Origin of the sequence: Mycobacterium simiae (genome assembly GCF_008370645.1) — a bacterium.
Taxonomy (GTDB): Bacteria; Actinomycetota; Actinomycetes; order Mycobacteriales; family Mycobacteriaceae; genus Mycobacterium; species Mycobacterium simiae_A.
The window spans coordinates 1-19,925 of the sequence record NZ_VTZN01000101.1 but is presented as its reverse complement, the minus strand read 5'-3'; the positions used below and the strand labels follow the sequence as shown (position 1 = coordinate 19,925).

General features: G+C 63.8%; 15 protein-coding genes, 1 pseudogene and 1 riboswitch. Of the genes and pseudogenes, 5 read left to right on the top strand and 11 right to left on the bottom strand.

Features of this window, described 5'->3' with window-relative positions:
• The 5 genes and pseudogenes from F0Q45_RS16175 to F0Q45_RS16150 form a co-directional block, all read right to left on the bottom strand.
• Positions 1 to 635 (bottom strand): YoaK family protein (locus tag F0Q45_RS16175; RefSeq protein WP_149654902.1); only part of this gene is annotated, 635 nt, incomplete at its 3' end.
• A 102-nt stretch (positions 636 to 737) separates the two neighbouring features.
• Positions 738 to 2,072 carry a maltokinase N-terminal cap-like domain-containing protein gene (locus tag F0Q45_RS16170; protein ID WP_149654901.1) on the bottom strand — a complete coding sequence of 445 codons (1,335 nt, stop codon included), beginning with the start codon at positions 2,070 to 2,072 and terminating at the stop codon, positions 738 to 740.
• Positions 2,073 to 2,222: 150 nt separating this feature from the next.
• A pseudogene (gene treS, locus F0Q45_RS16160) lies at positions 2,223 to 4,085 on the bottom strand (maltose alpha-D-glucosyltransferase).
• 120 nt (positions 4,086 to 4,205) lie between these two features.
• Positions 4,206 to 5,279: a S1C family serine protease gene (locus tag F0Q45_RS16155; protein ID WP_149654898.1), complete on the bottom strand. Its 1,074-nt coding sequence runs from the start codon at positions 5,277 to 5,279 to the stop codon at positions 4,206 to 4,208.
• Positions 5,280 to 5,365: 86 nt separating this feature from the next.
• On the bottom strand, positions 5,366 to 5,623 hold the full coding sequence (locus tag F0Q45_RS16150; RefSeq protein ID WP_149654897.1) for a hypothetical protein: 258 nt from the start codon (positions 5,621 to 5,623) through the stop codon (positions 5,366 to 5,368).
• 43 nt (positions 5,624 to 5,666) lie between these two features.
• Here F0Q45_RS16150 and F0Q45_RS16145 point away from each other — a divergent pair, with 43 nt between their 5' ends.
• From F0Q45_RS16145 to F0Q45_RS16135, 3 genes are all read left to right on the top strand, one after another.
• Positions 5,667 to 6,074, top strand: coding sequence for a TIGR03668 family PPOX class F420-dependent oxidoreductase (locus F0Q45_RS16145; protein ID WP_149654896.1), 408 nt, complete (start codon positions 5,667 to 5,669; stop codon positions 6,072 to 6,074).
• 205 nt (positions 6,075 to 6,279) lie between these two features.
• Entirely contained in the window at positions 6,280 to 8,427 is a 2,148-nt protein-coding gene (locus F0Q45_RS16140; protein WP_149654895.1) for an elongation factor G-like protein EF-G2, read from the top strand.
• 7 nt (positions 8,428 to 8,434) lie between these two features.
• A complete protein-coding gene (locus F0Q45_RS16135; protein WP_149654894.1) occupies positions 8,435 to 8,902 on the top strand; it encodes a DUF2231 domain-containing protein in 468 nt (155 codons plus the stop codon).
• A gap of 5 nt (positions 8,903 to 8,907) precedes the next feature.
• On the opposite strand, the gene F0Q45_RS16130 is transcribed toward F0Q45_RS16135, so the two are convergent.
• Positions 8,908 to 10,521, bottom strand: coding sequence for a FadD7 family fatty acid--CoA ligase (locus tag F0Q45_RS16130; RefSeq protein ID WP_149654904.1), 1,614 nt, complete (start codon positions 10,519 to 10,521; stop codon positions 8,908 to 8,910).
• Between the two features lie 287 nt (positions 10,522 to 10,808).
• Here F0Q45_RS16130 and oxc point away from each other — a divergent pair, with 287 nt between their 5' ends.
• Positions 10,809 to 12,536 (top strand): oxalyl-CoA decarboxylase, encoded by a 1,728-nt coding sequence (gene oxc, locus F0Q45_RS16125; protein WP_149654893.1) that lies wholly within the window; start codon positions 10,809 to 10,811, stop codon positions 12,534 to 12,536.
• Here oxc and F0Q45_RS16120 read toward each other — a convergent pair.
• The gene (locus F0Q45_RS16120) at positions 12,520 to 13,452 is read right to left on the bottom strand and encodes a LysR family transcriptional regulator (RefSeq protein ID WP_149654892.1); all 933 of its coding nucleotides are present in this window, start codon (positions 13,450 to 13,452) and stop codon (positions 12,520 to 12,522) included. The two genes, oxc and F0Q45_RS16120, sit on opposite strands and share 17 nt — an antisense overlap.
• Positions 13,453 to 13,712: 260 nt before the next feature.
• On the opposite strand from F0Q45_RS16120, the gene F0Q45_RS16115 reads away from it, so the two are divergent.
• Positions 13,713 to 14,468: a L,D-transpeptidase gene (locus F0Q45_RS16115; RefSeq protein ID WP_149654891.1), complete on the top strand. Its 756-nt coding sequence runs from the start codon at positions 13,713 to 13,715 to the stop codon at positions 14,466 to 14,468.
• Between the two features lie 331 nt (positions 14,469 to 14,799).
• Here F0Q45_RS16115 and F0Q45_RS16110 read toward each other — a convergent pair whose 3' ends face one another.
• The 4 genes from F0Q45_RS16110 to F0Q45_RS28645 all read right to left on the bottom strand — a co-directional run.
• The gene (locus F0Q45_RS16110) at positions 14,800 to 16,575 is read right to left on the bottom strand and encodes an NRAMP family divalent metal transporter (RefSeq protein WP_149654890.1); all 1,776 of its coding nucleotides are present in this window, start codon (positions 16,573 to 16,575) and stop codon (positions 14,800 to 14,802) included.
• A 75-nt stretch (positions 16,576 to 16,650) separates the two neighbouring features.
• Positions 16,651 to 16,839, bottom strand: coding sequence for a hypothetical protein (locus F0Q45_RS16105; RefSeq protein ID WP_149654889.1), 189 nt, complete (start codon positions 16,837 to 16,839; stop codon positions 16,651 to 16,653).
• Between the two features lie 286 nt (positions 16,840 to 17,125).
• Positions 17,126 to 17,299, bottom strand: a riboswitch (M-box (ykoK) riboswitch).
• A gap of 166 nt (positions 17,300 to 17,465) precedes the next feature.
• Positions 17,466 to 19,478, bottom strand: a complete 2,013-nt coding sequence (locus F0Q45_RS16100; RefSeq protein WP_149654903.1) for an acyltransferase family protein — start codon at positions 19,476 to 19,478, stop codon at positions 17,466 to 17,468.
• A gap of 61 nt (positions 19,479 to 19,539) precedes the next feature.
• Positions 19,540 to 19,925 (bottom strand): hypothetical protein (locus F0Q45_RS28645; protein WP_223163914.1); only part of this gene is annotated, 386 nt, incomplete at its 5' end.

Sequence of the window (19,925 nt, the reverse complement as noted above, 5' to 3'; positions counted from 1 at the left end):
GTTGTCGCCGCACACACCGTCGCGGCTGCTGCCAGCATCTGGGTTCCTCCCACGACCAAGCTGATGAAGCCACCCACCGTGGCACCGCAGACGAAGCTGGCGAATAGCAAGAAGTAGCCGAGCCAGTCCTCCACTTTTCCGCCGGCCAGGTGGCGTTCGATGCCCTGGCCCATCTTGACTAACGTGCCGGTCACATAGCTCAGCGGTATCGACACCTCGCCGTCCTTGACAAATGACGTATTCAAAGAACCAATAGCGAAGGCCACCAGCATAATTGGCACAAAGTCAAGTTCCCCCCGATCCCAACGGCCCATGATTGTATCCACCACAGTGGCGCCCACCAAGCTGAAAGTAGTCAGTACGGTCGGGCCGTGTGGATGGGCAACCCAGAAACGTCGCCGGAATATCGACGCAATCACCACCCCGCCCACGAAGCTCAGGATGAGCAGCCCCGCTGAGACCGAGAGCAACACATCGTCGGTGAAGTATCCCAGAACGGCGCGTTGGGCATTCCCGGTCATGAAGGTGACGAAGTAGCCCGCGGAGTGGGTAAATGCGGTCGCCCCCAGCACGCCAGCCACACCCGCCAGCAACCAAGACAATCTCGCTTCACTGTCGTAAATCTCCTTCTGCACGACCCCATGCTTCCAGAGGCTCCCGGTGCCCGCAGAAGTCAGCCCGCCGACGCTGCACGCAGCGCAGCGTGAGCTTGGTTACCCCAGTTGGGTATTGGTGGGCTACGTCGCTGTGAGACGCGTGATCGACCGTAGCGGGATCGGCAACCATCCAGGACGATGCCGAGCCTCGTAGCCGACCTCGTAGACGGCCTTGTCGAGTTCGTAGGCGGCCAGCAACTGCGGTGCGTCCCGCGGATCGGTTCCTGACGCGGCTGCATAGCCCTCGCAGAACGCGGTGCGATTCCGCTCGACCCATTCTCGAGCGCGTGCGGCCAGCTGCTTGTCGGCGGCCTGATCCACCAGCGGCCCGTAGGCGGCGTACTCGAAAGAGCGCAACACACCGGCCACGTCACGCAAGGGAGAGTCGGGCGCGCGGCGTTCATCCAGCGGTTGACCCGGCTCGCCCTCGAAGTCGATCAGCAGCCAGCTCTCCGGGGTCCGTAACACTTGCCCGAGGTGCAGGTCACCGTGCACCCGCTGAACAGTGATGGTGTTGCCGTCGAGCATTTGGAATCGCTGCTCGATCGTTGCCGCGTACTCCCTCAGTTCGGGAACAAGCGCCACGGTCGACGACAGTCGAGCCCGCACGGTATCCACCGGAAAACTGGCCTGCGCCGTTCCGAGCGACTCGGCAAGGGTGGCGTGCACGGAGGCAACAGCTTCGCCGAGCCGGTAGGACTCACCGGCGAAGTCGCCGCCGACTTCGTGCGCGTACAAGTCGCCCTCCGCAAACAGGTCGCGAACGCTGGCGGTCGCCATTGCCCAGCCTTCGGCGGCATTGGATGCAAACTCGGTCACCATCCCCAGCGGCCATGCCTGGTCGCTGGTCATCTCGTAGCTGCCCAGCAACCGGGCCACGTGCGGGTTGCCGGCGCGGCCGAGCACTCGGTTCAACTCGATATCGGGATTGATTCCGCTGCTGACCCGACGAAACAGTTTGAAGATAGCGCGCCGATCGAAGATCACGCTGGTGTTGCTTTGCTCGGCATCAGAGACGTGCGGCATCGCTTCCAGCGGCAACTCGACGTTCGGTTCTTTCGCGAAGATGACTTCCACACCTGCCGAAGTACGGACAGCTGATGAGTTGACCAACGACATCAAGAACGGCGGCGCATCGGTGTGGTACAGGGCGTCATAGCCGGTCCGCTCCGCTGCGGCGCCGATCGTGGCTACGGTGCTGTATTCCGAGACCGGCGCAGCATCCCACCCGACGATTACCTGATAACGCTCCGAGGAACCATCGGCATAGTCGACGTCGACCAGAACCAGATCAAGGTCCTCCTTCAGTGGGACGACGACGACAGGCTCTGCGTGGGACAACTCGCGGTTTCGTCCGGCGCACCAACGTTGTTGCGGTAGCCACTCCAACCAGGGCAGCTTGGCTGGCAGTGTCATGTGCGCCGCTCCTCCCCCCCGCAAGCCGGTGGTGCCCCCACACCGCTTCGCGCTGCATCGTCGCCGGCCAAAGTCATGTGCGCCGCTCCTCTCCCCCGCAAGCGGGTGGTGCCCCCACACCGCTTCGCGCTGCATCGTCGCCGGCCAAAGTCATGTGCGCCGCTCCTCTCCCCCGCAAGCGGGTGGTGCCCCCACACCGCTTCGCTGCATCGTCGCCGGCGCGAGTCATGCGCGCCGCTCCAGTTGGAACCAGTAGAACCCATGACCTGGCAGCGTCAACAAATATGGCAGGTGGCCGATGCGTGGGAATTCCACCTGCCCGGTCAGCTCGACAGGCGTGTAGTTGTTCCATTCCTGCAGGTGCAGTTCTATGGGCTGCGGAAATCGGGACAGGTTGTTCACGCACAGCACCACGTCGTCGTCCTGGCCTTCTTGGCCGGGCGTCTGTCGAACAAAGGCCAGCACCGACGGGTTAGACCCCCCCAGTTCTTGAAAGGTCCCGACAGCGAAGGCTCTGTGGCGTCGCCGCACCGCGAGCATGGTGCGAGTCCAGTTCAGCAGCGATGTCGAGGTGTCACGCTGTGCCTCCACGTTGACCGCCTGATAGCCATAGACGGGGTCCTGACTCGGCGGCACGTAGAGCCGGCCCGGGTTGGCGGCGGAAAATCCGGCGTTGCGGTCCGGTGTCCACTGCATCGGAGTCCGCACCCCGTCGCGGTCGCCCAGCCAAATGACATCGCCCATGCCGATCTCGTCGCCGTAGTACAGCACCGGCGAACCGGGCAGCGACAGCAGCAGCGCGTTAAACAATTGAATCTGGTTGCGGTCGTTGTCCAGCAACGGCGCCAGTCGGCGGCGGATGCCGACATTGGCCTTCATCCGCGGGTCCTTGGCATATTCGGCGTACATGTAGTCACGTTCTTCGTCGGTGACCATCTCCAGCGTCAACTCGTCATGGTTGCGCAGGAAGATGCCCCATTGCGCCAGTTCGGGGATCGGCGGCGTGTGGGCCAAGATCTCCGAGATGGGAAACCGTGACTCGCGGCGGACGGCCATGAAAATGCGCGGCATCAGCGGGAAGTGGAAGGCCATGTGGCATTCGTCGCCTCCAGTGTTGGCGTCACCGAAGTATTCGACGACATCGGCCGGCCACTGATTGGCTTCGGCCAGCAGCACCCGGCCCGGAAATTCGTCGTCCACCACCTTGCGGACGCGTTTGAGGAAGGCGTGCGTCTCGGGCAGGTTTTCGCAGTTGGTGCCCTCCCGTTCGAACAGGTAGGGCACTGCGTCCAATCGGAATCCGTCGATCCCCAGACCGAGCCAAAATCGCAGGACGTCGATCATCGCCTCTTGCACGGCCGGGTTGTCGTAATTGAGGTCCGGCTGGTGGGAGAAGAAACGGTGCCAGTAGAACTGGCGGCGAATCGGGTCGAACGTCCAGTTCGATTCTTCGGTGTCGACGAAGATGATCCTGGCGTCGGAGTATTTCTCGCTGGTGTCGCTCCACACGTAGTAGCCGGCGTATGGGCCGGCTGGGTCGTTGCGTGACTCCTGAAACCAGGGGTGTGATTCCGAGGTGTGGTTCATCACCAGGTCGGTAATCACCCGGATGCCGCGCCGGTGCGCGGCGTCGACCAATGCGACGAAATCGTCGACGGTGCCGAAGTCGGGCAGCACCTTGTAGAAGTCGCGGATATCGTAGCCGCCGTCGCGCAGCGGTGAGTCGTAAAACGGTGGCAGCCAAATGCAGTCGATGCCGAGCCACTGCAGATAGTCCAGGCGGTCCATGAGGCCGCGCAGATCACCGCAGCCGTCAGCGCTGGCGTCGTAGAACGCCCGAACCAGTACCTCGTAGAACACTGCGTGCTTGAACCAGGTGGGATCAGCGGGAAGCGCGGCAGCGTTGCCGAAGTCCTTGGCCTCGGGGTGCTCGACTACACCGTCTTCGACGTGGCTGCCGTCTGCGGGATGGTGCGCAGGATCGCGCCGGGAGGCAACTCTCGCGTCGTTCATCAATTCCACGATGCCACGGATGCCCGAGACGCAACTCTGAAAATCACGCCGGCATCAAGGCGGGCAACCATGGCTGGTACCAGAGGATTTCGAAGACGGCGGAAAATATCCGCGGCGAGATTAGGCCGGGGGCCCCTCGGCCAGCGTCACGTTTTCGATACGAGCGACGCCGGACTTCGACGTCCAGCTAATTGCCACAGTGTCACCGGGGTGGTGGGCGTTGAGCGCATCTGACATCGCGGTTGCCGAGGTGATCGCTACACCATCAACCGCGGTGATTACGTCGCCGGCAGCGATCCCAACCGATGCAGCCGGAGCCGTTCCTACCACACGCTGGACCCGGGCGCCGTTGCCGTTGTTGTCCACCACACCCAGGCCGAGGAAGGCAGTCGGGCCGACGTGCACACTAGGCGACCCGCCACCGGAGCGGATCTGGTTGGCGATCGCCATCGCCTGGCCGATCGGGATGGCAAAGCCCTGCCCGCCTTGGGACATCTGGAAGTTTTCGGAGGCGGCGGTGTTCATGCCAACCACCTGCCCTGCACCATTGACGATGGGGCCACCGGAGTCTCCGGGCTGGATCGCGGCGTCAACCTGGATCAACCCGCTCAGTGTCTCCTCAGCACCGGTGAGCGCGTCGGAGGCTTGGACGGTCTGGCCGACGGCGACCACGCGGCCTGGCACCGCGCGTGGGGTTCCACCTTGCCCGCCGGTGTTGCCCATCGCCACGATCGGCTCGCCGACGGCGACTCCACCGCCGATGGCTGCTGTGGGCAGTCCACCCGCACCCCGCAGCTGCAGCACCGCAACGTCCTGAGTGCGGTCATAGCCGACCACGTCAACGCCGTAGGTGCGGCCGTCACCGACGCTGAACGCACTGATGTCGGTGGCGCCTGAGATCACGTGGTTATTCGTCAACACCACCCCGTTGGGGTCGATGACGATGCCCGTTCCAGCGCCGACGGCATTGTTGTAGCCGAGCTTGGTGTTGATGTTGACCACTTGCGGCCCGACTTGGGCGACCATCGCCGACGGGTCGAGCGGCAGGGTCGGGAAGTCGAAGAACCGATCCAGCGCCAGTGTGGACGGCGCCGCCTGAGCCGGCGCCGGCGCCGGCGCCAGGCCCAATCCGAGGGCCGCCACCACGGCGAATAACCATGACCACTTCAGGGAGCGGTGGCGCGATTTGCTCATCCCGTAACCTCCTGCATCGGGGTATGAATCAGCTATGAATCAGCTATGTCCCAGCCTTCGGGGTCCGGGCAGCAAAAACCAATTTCTTATAACAGTAGTCCAGGATAGCTAGCGCAGACCGCGGTCAGGTCCCAGATTGCGGGATAACCCCGGTTGTCGGACAAGTTCGGACAAGTTCGGACAAGTTCGGACAAGTTGACCATATGTTTGGTCCGGGGCGTCCCATCGGGATAAAGCACGATCAGCGACTTCCAGATGCCTAGCAAGCCGGCCGCGTCGACGGTGCCGTCAGGGCTGACTCGGACGGACGCGTGCTCGAAGAGCCCAGCCGCAGCCGCCAGCATGAGGTAAAGGTAGCCGGAGATGGAAACGACCTAAGCTGAGCCGGTGGGCAAATTTGACCCGAAGGTCCGGTTCACCCGGGCCCCGGTAGCCCGGCTGGCCACGATTACGCCCGCAGGCATCCCCCACCTGGTGCCGGTGGTCTTCGCTGTGGACCAAGACCTCATCTTCACCGCCGTCGACGCGAAGCCGAAAACGACCCAGCGGTTGCGGCGTCTTACCAACATCGAGAACAATCCCCAGGCCAGCGTCCTCGTTGACCATTACGACGATGATTGGACGAGGTTGTGGTGGGTTCGGGCCGACGGTGTCGCCGCAATCCATCACGACGGCGCGGCAATGCGCACCGCGTACCGACTGCTGCGCGCCAAATACTCTCAGTATCAATCGGTTGCGTTGAACGGCCCGGTAGTCGCAGTGTCGGTGCAGCGGTGGTCCAGCTGGCACGCTTGAACCAACCGGCAACCGACTGTCCGCAGCGCGAGGCCGGATCACTTTCGCGGGCCGGTGCCCAGTGCCGGCCGAACGCGTGGACCGGCCCTTGTGCTGGGCGGCGGTTGGGGGAAAAGTTGCAACTGCGTCCTGTGGGCTGGAACACACCGGCACGGGCGTAGGCGGGCTCAAATTCCTGACACCCGGGAGAATGTGGAGGAAAGTCATGGCCGACAGAGCGAGTGCTTCCCAAGGCGCGGGAGTCGCTCCCACCGCGGATAGCCCGGATGCTATTCGCAACGTGGTTCTGGTGGGGCCATCAGGGGGCGGCAAGACGTCCCTAGCTGAGGCCCTGCTGGTCGCGGCGGGCGTCTTGTCTCGAGCGGGCTCTGTCACCGACGGCACCACGGTCTGCGATTTCGACGATGCGGAGATCCGCCAGCAGCGCTCGGTCGGACTCGCGGTGGCCTCCCTCGCGCACGACGGCATCAAGGTGAACCTCGTTGACACCCCTGGCTACGCCGACTTCGTGGGTGAGCTGCGCGCCGGCTTGCGCGCCGGGGATTGCGCACTGTTCGTGATCGCGGCAAACGAGGGCGTCGACGAGCCGACGAAGTCCCTCTGGCAGGAATGCAGCCAGGTCGGCATGCCGCGCGCAGTGGTGATCACCAAGCTTGACCACGCCCGCGCCAACTACCCCGAGGCACTGGATGCCACACAGAATGCCTTCGGCGACAAAGTGTTACCGCTTTACCTGCCGGCCGGTCAGGGCCTGCTCGGATTGCTGTCCCAAACATACTATGAATATTCCGGCGGCACGCGCACCACACGGCCTCCCGACGCATCGGACGCCGATCGGATCGAGGCCGCCCGGGGCAGCCTGATCGAAGGGATCATTGAGGAGTCCGAGGACGAGTCGTTGATGGAGCGCTATCTCGGCGGCGAGGAAATCGACGAATCGATCCTCATTGAGGACCTGGAGAAAGCAATCGCCCGCGGCTCGTTCTTCCCGGTGATCCCGGTATGCAGTGCCACCGGCGTCGGCACCCTGGAACTGCTGGAGGTCGCCACCCGCGGCTTCCCGTCCCCGATGGAGCATCCGCTACCCGAAGTCTTTACCCCGCAAGGCGCTACGCACGCCGGAATAGCCTGCGATGTGCACGCGCCGCTGCTCGCCGAGGTGGTCAAGACGACGTCGGACCCCTACGTCGGCCGAGTCAGCCTGGTACGGGTGTTCTCCGGAACCATCAAGCCCGACGCCACGGTACATGTGTCGGGCCATTTCTCATCCTTCTTCGGCAGCGCCAATGGTCATGGCAACAGCCATCCCGACCACGACGAAGACGAACGCGTCGGAGTGCTGTCCTTCCCGCTCGGCAAACAGCAGCGCCCCGCAATGACCGTCGTGGCCGGCGATATCTGTGCGATCGGCAGACTTAGCCGCGCCGAAACCGGCGACACGCTATCGGACAAATCCGAACCACTAGTGCTCAAGCCCTGGACCATGCCCGAGCCGCTGCTGCCGGTGGCTATTGCGGCCCACGCCAAGACTGACGAAGACAAACTGTCCGTCGGGTTGAGTCGACTCGCCGCCGAAGACCCAACACTGCGGATCGAGCAGAACCAGGAGACGCATCAGATCGTGCTCTGGTGCATGGGCGAGGCCCATGCCGGTGTCGTGCTCGACGCGCTGGCCAACCGCTACGGCGTGACTGTCGACACGGTCGAGCTTCGGGTGCCGCTGCGGGAAACCTTCGCCGCCAAGGCGAAAGGTCATGGCCGACACGTCAAACAGTCCGGCGGACACGGCCAGTACGGGGTGTGCGACATCGAGGTGGAACCGCTGCCTGAGGGCTCCGGATTCGAGTTCGTCGACAAAGTCGTCGGTGGAGCGGTACCGCGTCAATTCATCCCCAGCGTGGAGAAGGGCGTGTGCGCGCAGATGGAAAAGGGGGTGCATGCCGGTTACCCGGTGGTCGATATCCGGGTCACGCTGCTGGACGGAAAAGCTCACAGTGTCGACTCATCGGACTTCGCCTTTCAGATGGCGGGTGCACTGGCGTTACGGGAGGCGGCGGCTGCAACCAAGGTGATCTTGCTCGAGCCAATCGACGAGATATCGGTTCTGGTGCCCGACGATTTCGTGGGCGCGGTAATGGGCGACCTCTCCGGTCGTCGCGGTCGCGTGCTCGGCACCGAAACCGCGGCCAACGAACGCACCGTGGTCAAGGCGGAGGTGCCGCAGGTGGAGCTGACCCGGTACGCGATCGACTTGCGCTCGCTCGCACATGGGGCTGCATCGTTCACCCGGGCGTTCGCCCGCTATGAGCCGATGCCGGAATCCGTTGCAGCACGGATGAAGACAACCGTATAGCTGGTTCATGTCGACAGTCAACGGACTGCCTGTCCATATCCTGCTCAACCATTTGGTGGTTGTGCTGGGACCATTGACGGCACTGCTGGCAATCATGTGCGCGCTGTGGCCGGCGGCTCGGCAACGACTGATCTGGCTGACTCTGGTACTGGCCGTGATCACGCTCATCGTGACTCCGTTGACGGCCAGCTCGGGAGCGTGGTTGGCTGGCAAGCTCGGTCAGTCGTCTGCAATCGACAACCACGCCAACCTCGGCGCCACCCTGTCCTACTTCGTGGCAGCACTGACAGCCACCGTGACTCTGCTTGCGATCGTGCACATTCGACAGGCACGTGGACTGGCGGTGAAATCCGCTGTGCACGCGGTGGTCACAACGTTGGCGATTGTCGCCGCCGCGGCCACACTGGTCCAGACCTACCGCGTCGGGGACTCCGGCGCGCGAGCCGCGTGGGGTTTTGTCGCGTCCTCGCAGTGACCGGATTACGCCGGTCCGCCAAATTGTTGAGCGACCGCCCGGCGATCAAGCGACCCTTTGGCAGTATGCGGCAGCTCGGACGCAAACTGAAAACTAGTAGGAATCTCGAAGGCCGCCAGGCGTTCCCGGCAAAACTCGGCAAGTTCCGTGGCAGTGGGTGCCGGCTGGCGGGGCACGATCACCGCCGCCACGGCTTCTCCGTAGAGCGGGTGCGCGACGCCGAACACGGCTGGCTCCACGACATTAGGGTGGGTGGCCAGCACGTGCTCGACACGCTCCGGCGAAATCTTCTCACCGCCGCGGTTGATGAGCTCTTTGATCCGGCCGCGGATGCACAGGTCGCCGTCGGCGGACAACGAACCCAAATCGCCGGTGCGCAGCCAACTGTTAATGAAGTTGGCTTCGGTAATCTTCGGGTCCCCGAGATAACCCCGTACCACCGTGCTGCCCCGCAGCCAGACCTCACCGATTTCACCGGGTCCGACGGGAAATCCGTCGGACCCGGCGATCCGGATTTCAGGCCCGGTTGATCTGCCTACGAGACCCGTTGATAAAGCTGGTTTTTCATTCCGGTCAAGCCCCGTGGTGGTCACCTGGTGGGTGGCCTCGGTCATGCCGAAGGCACACACCACCGGTGCCAAGAACTCGGCTTGCAGCGCCTGCGCTGTCTCCGGGGTGAGCGGCGCGCTGCAACTGCGGATGAAGCGCAGCGGCGACGTCTTCTTGACTTCCGAATCGGCTTGAGCACGCTCCAACAGGATCTGGTGAATCGTCGGCACCGCGGTATACCAGGTGGCCCGCACAGCGTCGATGTCATCCCAGAAGGTGTGCGCCGAGAACTTACCCCGCGCCGGCAGCAGCACCGTGCCGCCGGATGCCAGGGTTGACAGCAGCGCAGCCATCAACCCGTGCCCGTGGTACAGCGGCATCACCGCGACAGTCGCATCCTGCGGACCCAGTCGATAGCCAGCAGCGATGGCCCGCACCGAGCTAGCGATAGTTGCGTGCGTCCACGGAACCATTTTCGGCAGGCCCGTGGTGCCGCCGGTGAACATGATCATCGCGTCGTCCGGCCGCAGCCCCTCGGGCGCCGCTGTGAACGGGTTCGGCTCGGTAGCGGCGTCCAGGTGGACCGATAGGGCGCCATCGTCGCGGCTCACGCTCACCGCAATTGGCCACCACCGAACTGTCGGCTCATCGTTGTGTTCGCGCCCACAGGCGTCCACGAGCACCACCCGGGCTCCGGCGGCATCAGCGCGGACCCGCTGGTCGCGGACGGGCAGTGCCGGATCCAACGGCACGACCACCAGATCCGCTCGCGACGCCGCCAACAGTGCCACGACGAATTCGGCGTTGCTGCCCGCCCGCAGCGCCACCCGGTCACCTGGCAAAAGACCTGCCCTGGTCAGCTGATCGGCCAGCTCATCGGACAGCCGGACCAGGTCACGGTAGGTGATCGGGACGCGGTCAGCAGAGATCACGAGCGCCACAGCCGCTGGCAGCCGAGTGGCCGCCACCGTCACCAGATCGAAGATCCGCGGGGTCGACGACTCGGCGCAGCCGTCGGGCCCCAACTGATCAGACACCGTTGGATCGCCGGTGCTGGAGTCCCCTGCCATCACGGACATCGCGCGCTCCTTTACGGATGTGCGGGCGCCGGCTTGGCACCTGATCAGAACCCTGCCGGTGTTAGGCCATTTTTGTCCAATAGCGATCCACTAACGGTCGATTAGCCTTGGCTATTGAACCACGTCTAGCGGCGGCCGACGGTTTCGATAGACAGCGTGAATTACGGGATAGCGACTCGAACTTGGACACAGCCCGGGGGGCTAGACGAAAGTGATCATCGAGGCAGCCCGCCAGGCTACCGCAGCCCGCCCATACACGCGCACGAGGAGTTGCCACGATGACAACGCAATCAGCGGGTCTCCTGACCGACGGCTTCCACCTCGTAGTGGACGCCCTCAAGGCCAACCAGGTGCGCACCATGTATGGCATCGTCGGGATCCCGATCACCGACTTGGCCCGCACGGCTCAGGCGGCGGGCATCCGCTACATCGGTTTCCGTCATGAGACCTCGGCCGGCTATGCGGCTGCGGCCGCCGGTTTCCTCACCGCGCGCCCCGGGGTGTGCCTGACCACATCGGGCCCTGGCTTTCTCAACGGCCTGGCCGCGCTGGCGAACGCAACAACCAATTGCTTCCCGATGATCCAGATCTCCGGATCGAGTCAACGGTCGATCGTGGACTTACAGCGCGGGGACTACCAGGAGATCGACCAACTCAACGCCGCCCGGCCGTTGGCCAAGGCGGCCTATCGGATCAACCGGGTCGAGGACATCGGCCTGGGCGTCGCACGCGCCATCCGCACGGCAATCACGGGCCGCCCGGGCGGGGTCTACCTCGACATTCCCGGGGATGTGCTCGGTCAGGCTCTGCAGGTCGCCGGCGCCGCGGACACCATTTGGCCACTTGTTGACCCGGCGCCGCGACAACTGCCCGCGGCCACCGCCGTTGATCGCGCTCTGGAAGTACTCAGCCAAGCTCAGCGCCCACTGATCGTGCTCGGTAAGGGCGCAGCGTATGCCCAGGCCGACAACGTGATTCGGGAGTTCGTCGAGACCACCGGCATCCCCTTCCTACCGATGTCAATGGCCAAGGGGCTGCTGCCGGATTCGCATCCGCAGTCCGCGGGCGCGGCTCGCTCGCTGGCCATCAAACGTGCCGACATCGTGCTGCTGGTTGGTGCTCGGCTGAATTGGCTACTCGGCCATGGCGAGTCGCCGCAATGGTCGGCCGAAGCCAAGTTCATTCAGGTTGATATCGCAGCGTCGGAGTTCGACAGCAACCGGCCAATTGTGGCGCCGCTGGCCGGCGATATCGGCTCAGTCATGTCGGCGCTGCTGGACGGTTTGGCCCAGCGTCCGATGGTGACGCCGAGAGCGTGGACAACCGAACTCGCCGAGCGCAAGGCGCGCAACGACGCGAAGATGCGCCAGCGGCTGGCCGAAAATCCTCACCCGATGCGGTTTTACAACGCGCTCGGCGCAATTCGCGCTGTACTGCAAAGTAATCCGGATGTCTATGTGGTCAACGAAGGCGCCAACGCGCTGGACTTGACCCGTAACGTCATCGACATGCAGTTACCTCGACACCGGCTCGACACTGGCACCTGGGGCGTGATGGGCATCGGCATGGGGTACGCGATCGCTGCGGCAGTGGAGACCGGGCGGCCCGTCGTCGCGATCGAAGGTGACAGCGCGTTCGGGTTCAGTGGCATGGAAATTGAGACTATCTGCCGCTACCGGTTACCGGTAACCGTCGTCATCCTCAACAATGGCGGTGTCTACCGCGGCGACGAAGTACCGACGTGTGGGAGCGACCCGGCACCCACCGTGCTCAACGGTCGCGCGCGTCATGAGTTGATAGCAGCCGCCTTCGGCGGCAAGGGATATCACGTCACCACCCCGGTAGAGCTGGCGTCGGTGCTCACTGAGGCGTTAGCGTCAAACGGGCCCGCGATCATCGATTGCGAGCTAGACCCCGCCTCCGGTGTCGAGAGCGGGCACCTGGCTAACCTGAATCCGATAAGCGCCGCTTCGGCACCGCAGATCGCGGTCAGCGCCGATGGGTGATTCCCAATGACCTCGCGTCGAAGAACTCATCCAGTGCCAACTCTTTCGCACATGCGATGAGCGCGCGGGCCACCGGAGATCCCGGTCCCGCCGCGTTGGTCACTAGGGCGATTTGAGCTTTGAGCGTTGGATCCACCAGCTGCACCGGACGAACCTCGCCGGCCGTCGGTATTGACCACAACCAAGTGTGCGGAACGATGGATGCCCAGTCACCGGTAGCTACCTGAGCGAATAGTGAAGCGACAGAGTCTGTTTCAACCGGTGGACTAACCGTGATGCCATGCTCGGCGAAGGCTGCGTCGATGTTTTGCCGGTCCCGCATGTCGGGGGAAAGCAACGCCAGTGGCAGTTGCGCGGCGTCCGACCAACTCAGCGTCGACGCGCCGGTGGGCACCATGTCGATGGGCGACAGCAACACGTAGTGCTCGTCGTACAGTGGCACTACATCCACGTCGCGGCTGTCTTCCGGTGTGGGGTGCACAATGATCGCATCCAGCTCGAAGTCGCGCAGCCGTCGATACAGCTCGGTGGAAGCCAGCCGGGAGCGGATTTGTACCTTCACCAACGGCTGCGCCGAACAAAAGGCGGACAGCACCAGGGACGCTGTGGTCGAGGCAGATGGAACCGTGCCCAATCGCAGTGTTCCGGTGATACCGGAGCGCACTGCGTCGACCTCGGCTTTGAACGCGTCGTGCTCGGCGAGAATCCGCTTGGCCCACACCACCAACCGTTCCCCCTCGGGGGTGAGGCCCTCAAAGCTATGGCCGCGGTTGATCAAGGTCACGTTGAGCTCGCGTTCGAGCTTGGCAATTGCGGACGACAGCGCGGGTTGCGAGACGTAGCACTTCTCGGCTGCCCGAGCAAAGTGCCGTTCCTGGGCGACGGCGACGAAGTACTCGAGCTGGCGGAAGAGCACTGGCCACCTCCTCGGCATCAGGCCACCGATCGCTGAGGCTACCGGTCTACTTCGCGCAGCGCCGCAATCGACCCACCGTTAATATCCGTGCCGCCAGGTGGCACCACCCGGCCACATCACAAGGGAAAATCGCGTCGCGGCGAATGCTAAGCCGCTACCATGGCGCCTACGCTAACCCACAGTGTTTGCTGGGGCCCCTGCCCGGTAACAACAACTAGAATGCGGTTGTGTTGATCGCACCATCTCGAAGGGTGGACGCCATGCGTCGAGCGGTTCGTTATCTATTTGTTATGGTCGCAATTACGCTAACAGCCGTGATCGGGCCGGGCAGCCCCGCGACCGCTGCGATCCCCCTTCCCCTGCCAGTTCCTGAGGTTGCCTCGGTGTTGCCGGCCAATGGCGCAGTCGTGGGCGTCGCACATCCGGTGGTGGTTACGTTCACTGCCCCGGTCACCGATCGCCGGGCCGCCGAACGCACCATTCGCGTCATCTCACCCAACAATATGACCGGACACTTCGAGTGGGTCGACAACACTGTGGTGCAGTGGGTTCCGGGCCACTACTGGCCGGCCCATACCCATGTTTCGGTTGGCGTGCAGGAACTAACGGACGGTTTCGAGACGGGCGACGAGTTACTTGGCGTAGCCAGCATCTCCGCCCACACCTTCACCGTCAGCAGAAACGGAGAAGTGCTCCGCACCATGCCGGCGTCGATGGGTAAGCCGAGCCGCCCGACACCGATCGGCGACTTTGCCGCCTTGTCGAAGGAGCGTACCGTCGTCATGGACTCGCGCACCATCGGTATCCCGCTGAACTCGTCCGACGGGTATCTGATCACCGCCTCGTACGCGGTTCGCGTCACCTGGAGCGGGGTGTACGTGCACTCGGCGCCATGGTCGGTCAACTCGCAGGGCTATGCCAACGTCAGCCACGGGTGCATCAACCTGAGCCCGGATAACGCCGCCTGGTACTTCAACACCGTCAACGTTGGCGATCCGATCGAGGTAGTCGGCTAGCTTAGCTGCCTCAAAACCCTTCGCTGACAACCTAATTTGCTACCGCTGAGCCGCTTGGCGAGATGCCTTCTTAGGCAACACATCGCCGGAAAAACGGCGTCGCGTTCAGCCGCTCAGCACCACGTTGAGTAGTTGGGTGAGCCAAGCGCGGGCGCGGTTCGGCTAGGCGAAACGCCGCTTCGATGAGGCGGGCGCGGGTTTAGGCGCGACGTTTGGTCACCCGCACTGGCCGGTCGGCGCTCGTGGTTGACGGCATGTGTTGTCACCTCCGATTTGGTGATGCAACGGATACGTTGCCAATGCCCATGTTCAGCGAGCCTGGTGCGACTGGTCAGGCCAGGCCAGCTTCGACGATCTTCACGACGACCAGCACGACTGCCACTACGAGGTAGGCGCGCAGAGTGAGCAGGCCTGCGCGACGGGCCGGCGACATGGACGGACGAGCGAGCATGCCGAAATCTGGGGTACGCCACGTCGCTCGGTCGCACCCTTGAATGGCACTCCCGTACGTGCGGGCTAGCGCCGGGGTTGTGCCAATGTCGCGGTAATCCAGGCCACCGCCGGGTGCCTGCGTGACGTCTCCCGCCGTGCGCTGTCCGCTGCGCCGTCGACCAGTGATGACTACTGCAGCACCGCCGATGACCCCGATCGCCGCACCAGCCGCGAGTCCCACCTCCAGCGTGGTGGTGGAGAGGCGCGGAAAGAACGATGCCGCAGTCAACGCGAGCGACAGCAGCACCAGGCACCACACCGTCGTCCAGGCAATGATGTTTTGCCGCAGGGTGTTTGACCACGGACCCAGAACCGCGCGGTCATTGCACAGCAAGACCAGAAACACGGTGGCCGACGGCAGCAGGATGCCGGCTAGTGCTTGCACACCCTGGGTCACCAGACCAAGGACGTGGTCGGGACTGAACGCGATTGCCGCTGACACCGCAAGCAGCGTGGCGTAGCCGCCGTAGAACAGCGGCGCTTCGCGGACCTTCCAGTGCAGTGAGTGCCGTTTGCCCATGGCGTCACCGACGGCATAGGTGGTGGCCAGTCCGATCGCGTTGGCCCCAATCAGCGATGCATCGAGCAAGATGATGGCGAACAGCACACCCACCGTGCTGCCGAAGTGGTTCGCTAGACCGGTCGCGACTGCCCCGGCGTCAGTGAACTGTCCGGCTCCGGCGCTACTGGACAAACCGAACGCTGTGACCGCCATCAGTGCCGTCGCACCCACCATTACCACCACGATGCCGATCACCAAATCGGCTCGTGCATAACCAATCCAGTTCGGCGTGATGCGTTTGTCCACCACATTGGATTGCTGGAAGAACAGTTGCCACGGCGCCACGGTGGTGCCCACGACCGCCACGATCAACATCAGCATGGTGGAGTCCAGCCCACCCGGGAACTGCGGCAGCAGCCCTCCGACCGTTCCGGTGAAGGTCGGATGCACCAGCAGAACCATTGGGATGATCACCACGTTGACCGCGATCAGCAGAAACATCATCGCCTCCCAGCGGCGGAACGAACCACCGGCGACCACAGCGAACAACAGCACCGCCGCAGCCGGAATCGCGATCACTTTCGGCCAGCCCAGAAACCCGAGTGCCATTGATACACCGATGAATTCGGTCACAATCGTCAACGCGTTCAGGATCAACAGGTCGCCGACACTGAACGCCCCCCAGAACTTGCCGAAGCGTTCGAACACCAGCCGTGCGTGACCGACCCGGGTGACCGCGCCCAATCGCAGCACCATTTCCTGGTTCACATACAGCACGGGAATCAGCAACGTCAGCGTCCACAACAGATTCATCCCGTAGTCTTGTCCGGCTTGTGCGTATGTCGCTACGCCACCGGCGTCGTTGTCGCCAACCATCACAATCAAGCCGGGACCGCTGATAACCAGCAACGTCCGTAAGCGGCGCCACCGTCCGCCACGTGCCCCGCTGCCGTCGCGCCGGATACGGCCGAAAGCACCGACGATGTCACCGGTATGCGCTGAATCCAGCACCGCGGTCGCAGCGCCTGCGGCGGGCCCAACAGAGGCGGGCGAGCTTCGGTCGAGCGCGGCGCCGCGCAACCTGCCGCGAGAGGGAGTAGTGATAGCGGTCATCGAATTTCTCTTTTTCTCACTAGAGTTGGACTGACGGGCCAGGCCAGCAACGGGGGGCAGGTTGCGCGCCTACGGCTAAGAAGCGATCAGCGCAATCGGCATGCGCGCCACGTACGCGTTGGCCCGCTCCTCCGCGGTCAAGTTGAAGGGTGCGTTTGCGTTGCTCCACAGTTGGCGAACAGCGCGCAGCATCGATTGCCCGTGAGCCCTTGCCACACGGGTAAACCGTTGTGTAGCAGAAAGATTAATGGTCATTGTGGTCATGGCTTTCTCCTGCCGGAAACCCGACCGGCCTGCGCCATCCGCCAACGACCCAAGCGTCGCCCGACCCTACGCAGCGTGCAACCTGCACGCGGCAGCTCGGGACGGGGAAACTCAGGCGGCAGAAAGAATGCCGGAGCTGGATCGGGACAAGATGGATTTCGGATACGGACTATCGCCTGGACTAACGCCGCTCATCTCGCCCTCACCTCCTCACGGCCTGGACACACGGGGGTGTCATCACTTCCACCAGCACACAAGAGGCAAGAACGTACGACACAAGCCGCCGTACGCACCCCTCTCGCCGGAGCTTCGGCACTGCACGGCGTATCCGGAGATTCCTCCGGAAGCCACTTGGGCTCAACCCTTAGGCCGGGAAGAGCTGTCCTGAACCGGGGCGTCTCTCGACGTTCGGGGTCAGTGGCCTGTATCCATGCAGACGCCTCACCTACCGAGATGCTTGCGGGTTCATGCTTACACCGTCACGCGATGCTAGTCAAACAGGAACGCGTCGACGCGATGAGCGAGTTCTCCATCCCGGTGACTCGCGAAGCCGGCCAGCAGCTCTACGCCCTTTCCCCGCCAGTGGCGATGACAGCCTGGAGCTCAGCTGCCGGACCGGTCGGTGACTACCGGATGGACTCCTCGACCCACGGGAGCAGCCATTTCACGCCTTCCGGGGTGAGGTGAACACCGTCGCTGCGCACTTGGATGCCGTCGACCTTTGCGGTGTAAACCCCATCGGGGCCCAGCTTTTTGTTCAGGTCAATAACTCTTACGTTGAGGTATTCGCCAACTATGTTGCGTAGCATAGTATTCCATTGATTGACTCGCTCAGGCTGATCCTCGGGGTACAAGCGACCGTCGGGCTTCTCACCACCGCGGCTGTACGGGACGGTGGCTACCGCCACCCGAACCCCGCTGGCGCCAGCAATATTGAGAGCTCGCCGCAGCTCGTATTTGAGATACTCATCAAAAGTCGGGTCACCAATGTGGGTCCACTTTCCTTCGTTAACCCGGTCCACCGTCTCCCAGCGGCCGATAATCAGCAGCGCGACATCCGGCTGGTCCTGGCTCATCTGTGTCGACCATCTGCCGGGCCAGCTATCGCATTCTGGTCGCTGCTCCAGCGTCTGGCCGATGTACCGATATGGGGTGCCACGCACCAGACTGCAGCCGATGACGGTGTGGTCGACGAATCGGAATCCTGGTGTGGGGGGGAGATAATGCATCATCGTCCAGCCGATCGAATCACCGAACACCGAAACCGTGAACGGCCGGTTGGGATCTCGGGGCCCGGTGATCGGGCCTGGCAGATTCGGTCCCGGCGGGGACGGTGAGACCGCCGCTACAGCTGACACGCCTGGTGGCAGACCGACTTCCCGTAGGCCTGGTCCGGTTACCACGGGGACAACCAGCAGCGTCGCCGCGGCCGCGGTGGCAACGGTGGCTGCGGCCAGCGGCAGCAGCGGCACGCGCGCCGGTCGCCAACGCCGGATGGGTTGTTCGATCAACCACCACGATGCGGCGGCCAACGCTACGGTGACCATGCACCGGATACCGAACAGCTGCAGACCGGTCCGCCCCGTGCGTTCGCCGTTGAGCGCCAGGAAGACCGGCCAGTGCCACAAGTAAACGCCGTAGGAGATAGTGCCCAGCCAAACCAGGGGTCGGCATGCCAAGACCCGTGCCACCACTCCACGTTGCTCGAGTGCCACTGGCGCCACCACGAATACGGCGGCCACGGCTACCGCGAGCAGCAGGCCATGACGAAATTCCTCAACACTGCCTGTCGAGAAGTGGGCCATTGCCGCTAGTCCAGCGACACCGACGGCGGGTAGCACGCGGGCAATGCGCCGCCCCCACCGAGTCCGCACCAGGCACCAGCCGCGATTCAGCGATGGCCAATCCCTAACCAGCAGAGCCGCTGCCGCGGCACCAATCAACAAAGCCTGAGCACGGGTATCGGTGCCGAAGTAGATCCGATCCCGAGTCGCGTTTGAGGTGACTACGATGGCCGCCACGGCGGAGGCCAGCGCACCCAGGCTCGCGATGAGGAATCCAGCGAACCGAACGTGGCCCACCGTCGTCTTGGTGAAGTAGCGTTTTGCCCGCGCCGCCAGCAGCAGCGTGACAGCGATCAGCAGCATTGGCCACACGATGTAGTACTGCTCCTCGACGCCCAGCGACCAGGTGTGCTGCAGCGGTGAAGGCGGAGCGCCTTGAGTGAAGTAGTCCGTCTTTTGGGCCACAAACCGCCAGTTCGCAATCCATAGGAAGGCGGCGATAGCGTCACCGCGTAGGCCGGTAAGGGCTTGATAGGGAAGGAGTTCGCGGGCCGCAGCCACGGTGAGCACCATCAAAACCAGCGCGGGCAGTAGTCGCCGAGCACGCCGAATCCAGAAACCGGTCAGGTCGATGCGGCCGGTGCGCCCGAGTTCATCGATCAGCAGCGACGTGATCAAAAATCCGCTCAGGACAAAAAAGACGTCGACACCGATGAACCCGCCGCTTAAGCCGGGAATGCCGCCGTGACCGGCGAGAACCAGCGCAACGGCTACGGCGCGCAGGCCGTCCAGTGCTGGAATGCCGCTGCGCTGCTCCGGCTGGTCCCAGATAGCCAGCCGGCCAACACGGCGGATCGGGGCCACCCATCGCCGCCGTGGCGCAGAACGCGCCGGCGCGGCGTGCTCCCCGCCCGGCTCAGTGCTCGCGGTTGGCGCGCCCTGACCATGTTGTGCCCCGGCGCCGTAGTTGCTGCCGATACGTCGCTGCCCCTCCTCGTGATCCCAGCCAGCTTAGATGCGGCGCCACGAGAATCCTCCGAAGACACGCGAGGCAGGCTCGCGATATCAGAACCTTGACGTTGGCTCGAGCGCTGCAGGCGCGTGCGCCGCCGAGCAGCGTGGCGTCATTCATGTCGCCCAACTGGTACGAAGTTGCGTTGATCCACCTGGCCGCAACAGTGGCATCGGCGGGCAAGGTGCGATGGGCGGTGGTAGGGACGGCGTGGCTCCCGCCGGCGGTGCTGGCCAGGGCCAACAGGGGAAGGCCGGGCGCGTGAAGTAAGATGATGACGCGCTCGACAC

What these genes read in the sequence shown, in the direction of transcription:
- F0Q45_RS16170 (WP_149654901.1), bottom strand. Translation starts at nt 2,072, where the DNA reads ATGACACTGCCAGCCAAGCTGCCCTGGTTGGAGTGGCTACCGCAACAA.
- F0Q45_RS16155 (WP_149654898.1), bottom strand. Translation starts at nt 5,279, where the DNA reads ATGAGCAAATCGCGCCACCGCTCCCTGAAGTGGTCATGGTTATTCGCC.
- F0Q45_RS16150 (WP_149654897.1), bottom strand. Translation starts at nt 5,623, where the DNA reads ATGCTGGCGGCTGCGGCTGGGCTCTTCGAGCACGCGTCCGTCCGAGTC.
- F0Q45_RS16140 (WP_149654895.1), top strand. Translation starts at nt 6,280, where the DNA reads ATGGCCGACAGAGCGAGTGCTTCCCAAGGCGCGGGAGTCGCTCCCACC.
- F0Q45_RS16135 (WP_149654894.1), top strand. Translation starts at nt 8,435, where the DNA reads ATGTCGACAGTCAACGGACTGCCTGTCCATATCCTGCTCAACCATTTG.
- F0Q45_RS16130 (WP_149654904.1), bottom strand. Translation starts at nt 10,521, where the DNA reads ATGGCAGGGGACTCCAGCACCGGCGATCCAACGGTGTCTGATCAGTTG.
- oxc (WP_149654893.1), top strand. Translation starts at nt 10,809, where the DNA reads ATGACAACGCAATCAGCGGGTCTCCTGACCGACGGCTTCCACCTCGTA.
- F0Q45_RS16115 (WP_149654891.1), top strand. Translation starts at nt 13,713, where the DNA reads ATGCGTCGAGCGGTTCGTTATCTATTTGTTATGGTCGCAATTACGCTA.
- F0Q45_RS16110 (WP_149654890.1), bottom strand. Translation starts at nt 16,575, where the DNA reads ATGACCGCTATCACTACTCCCTCTCGCGGCAGGTTGCGCGGCGCCGCG.
- F0Q45_RS16105 (WP_149654889.1), bottom strand. Translation starts at nt 16,839, where the DNA reads ATGACCACAATGACCATTAATCTTTCTGCTACACAACGGTTTACCCGT.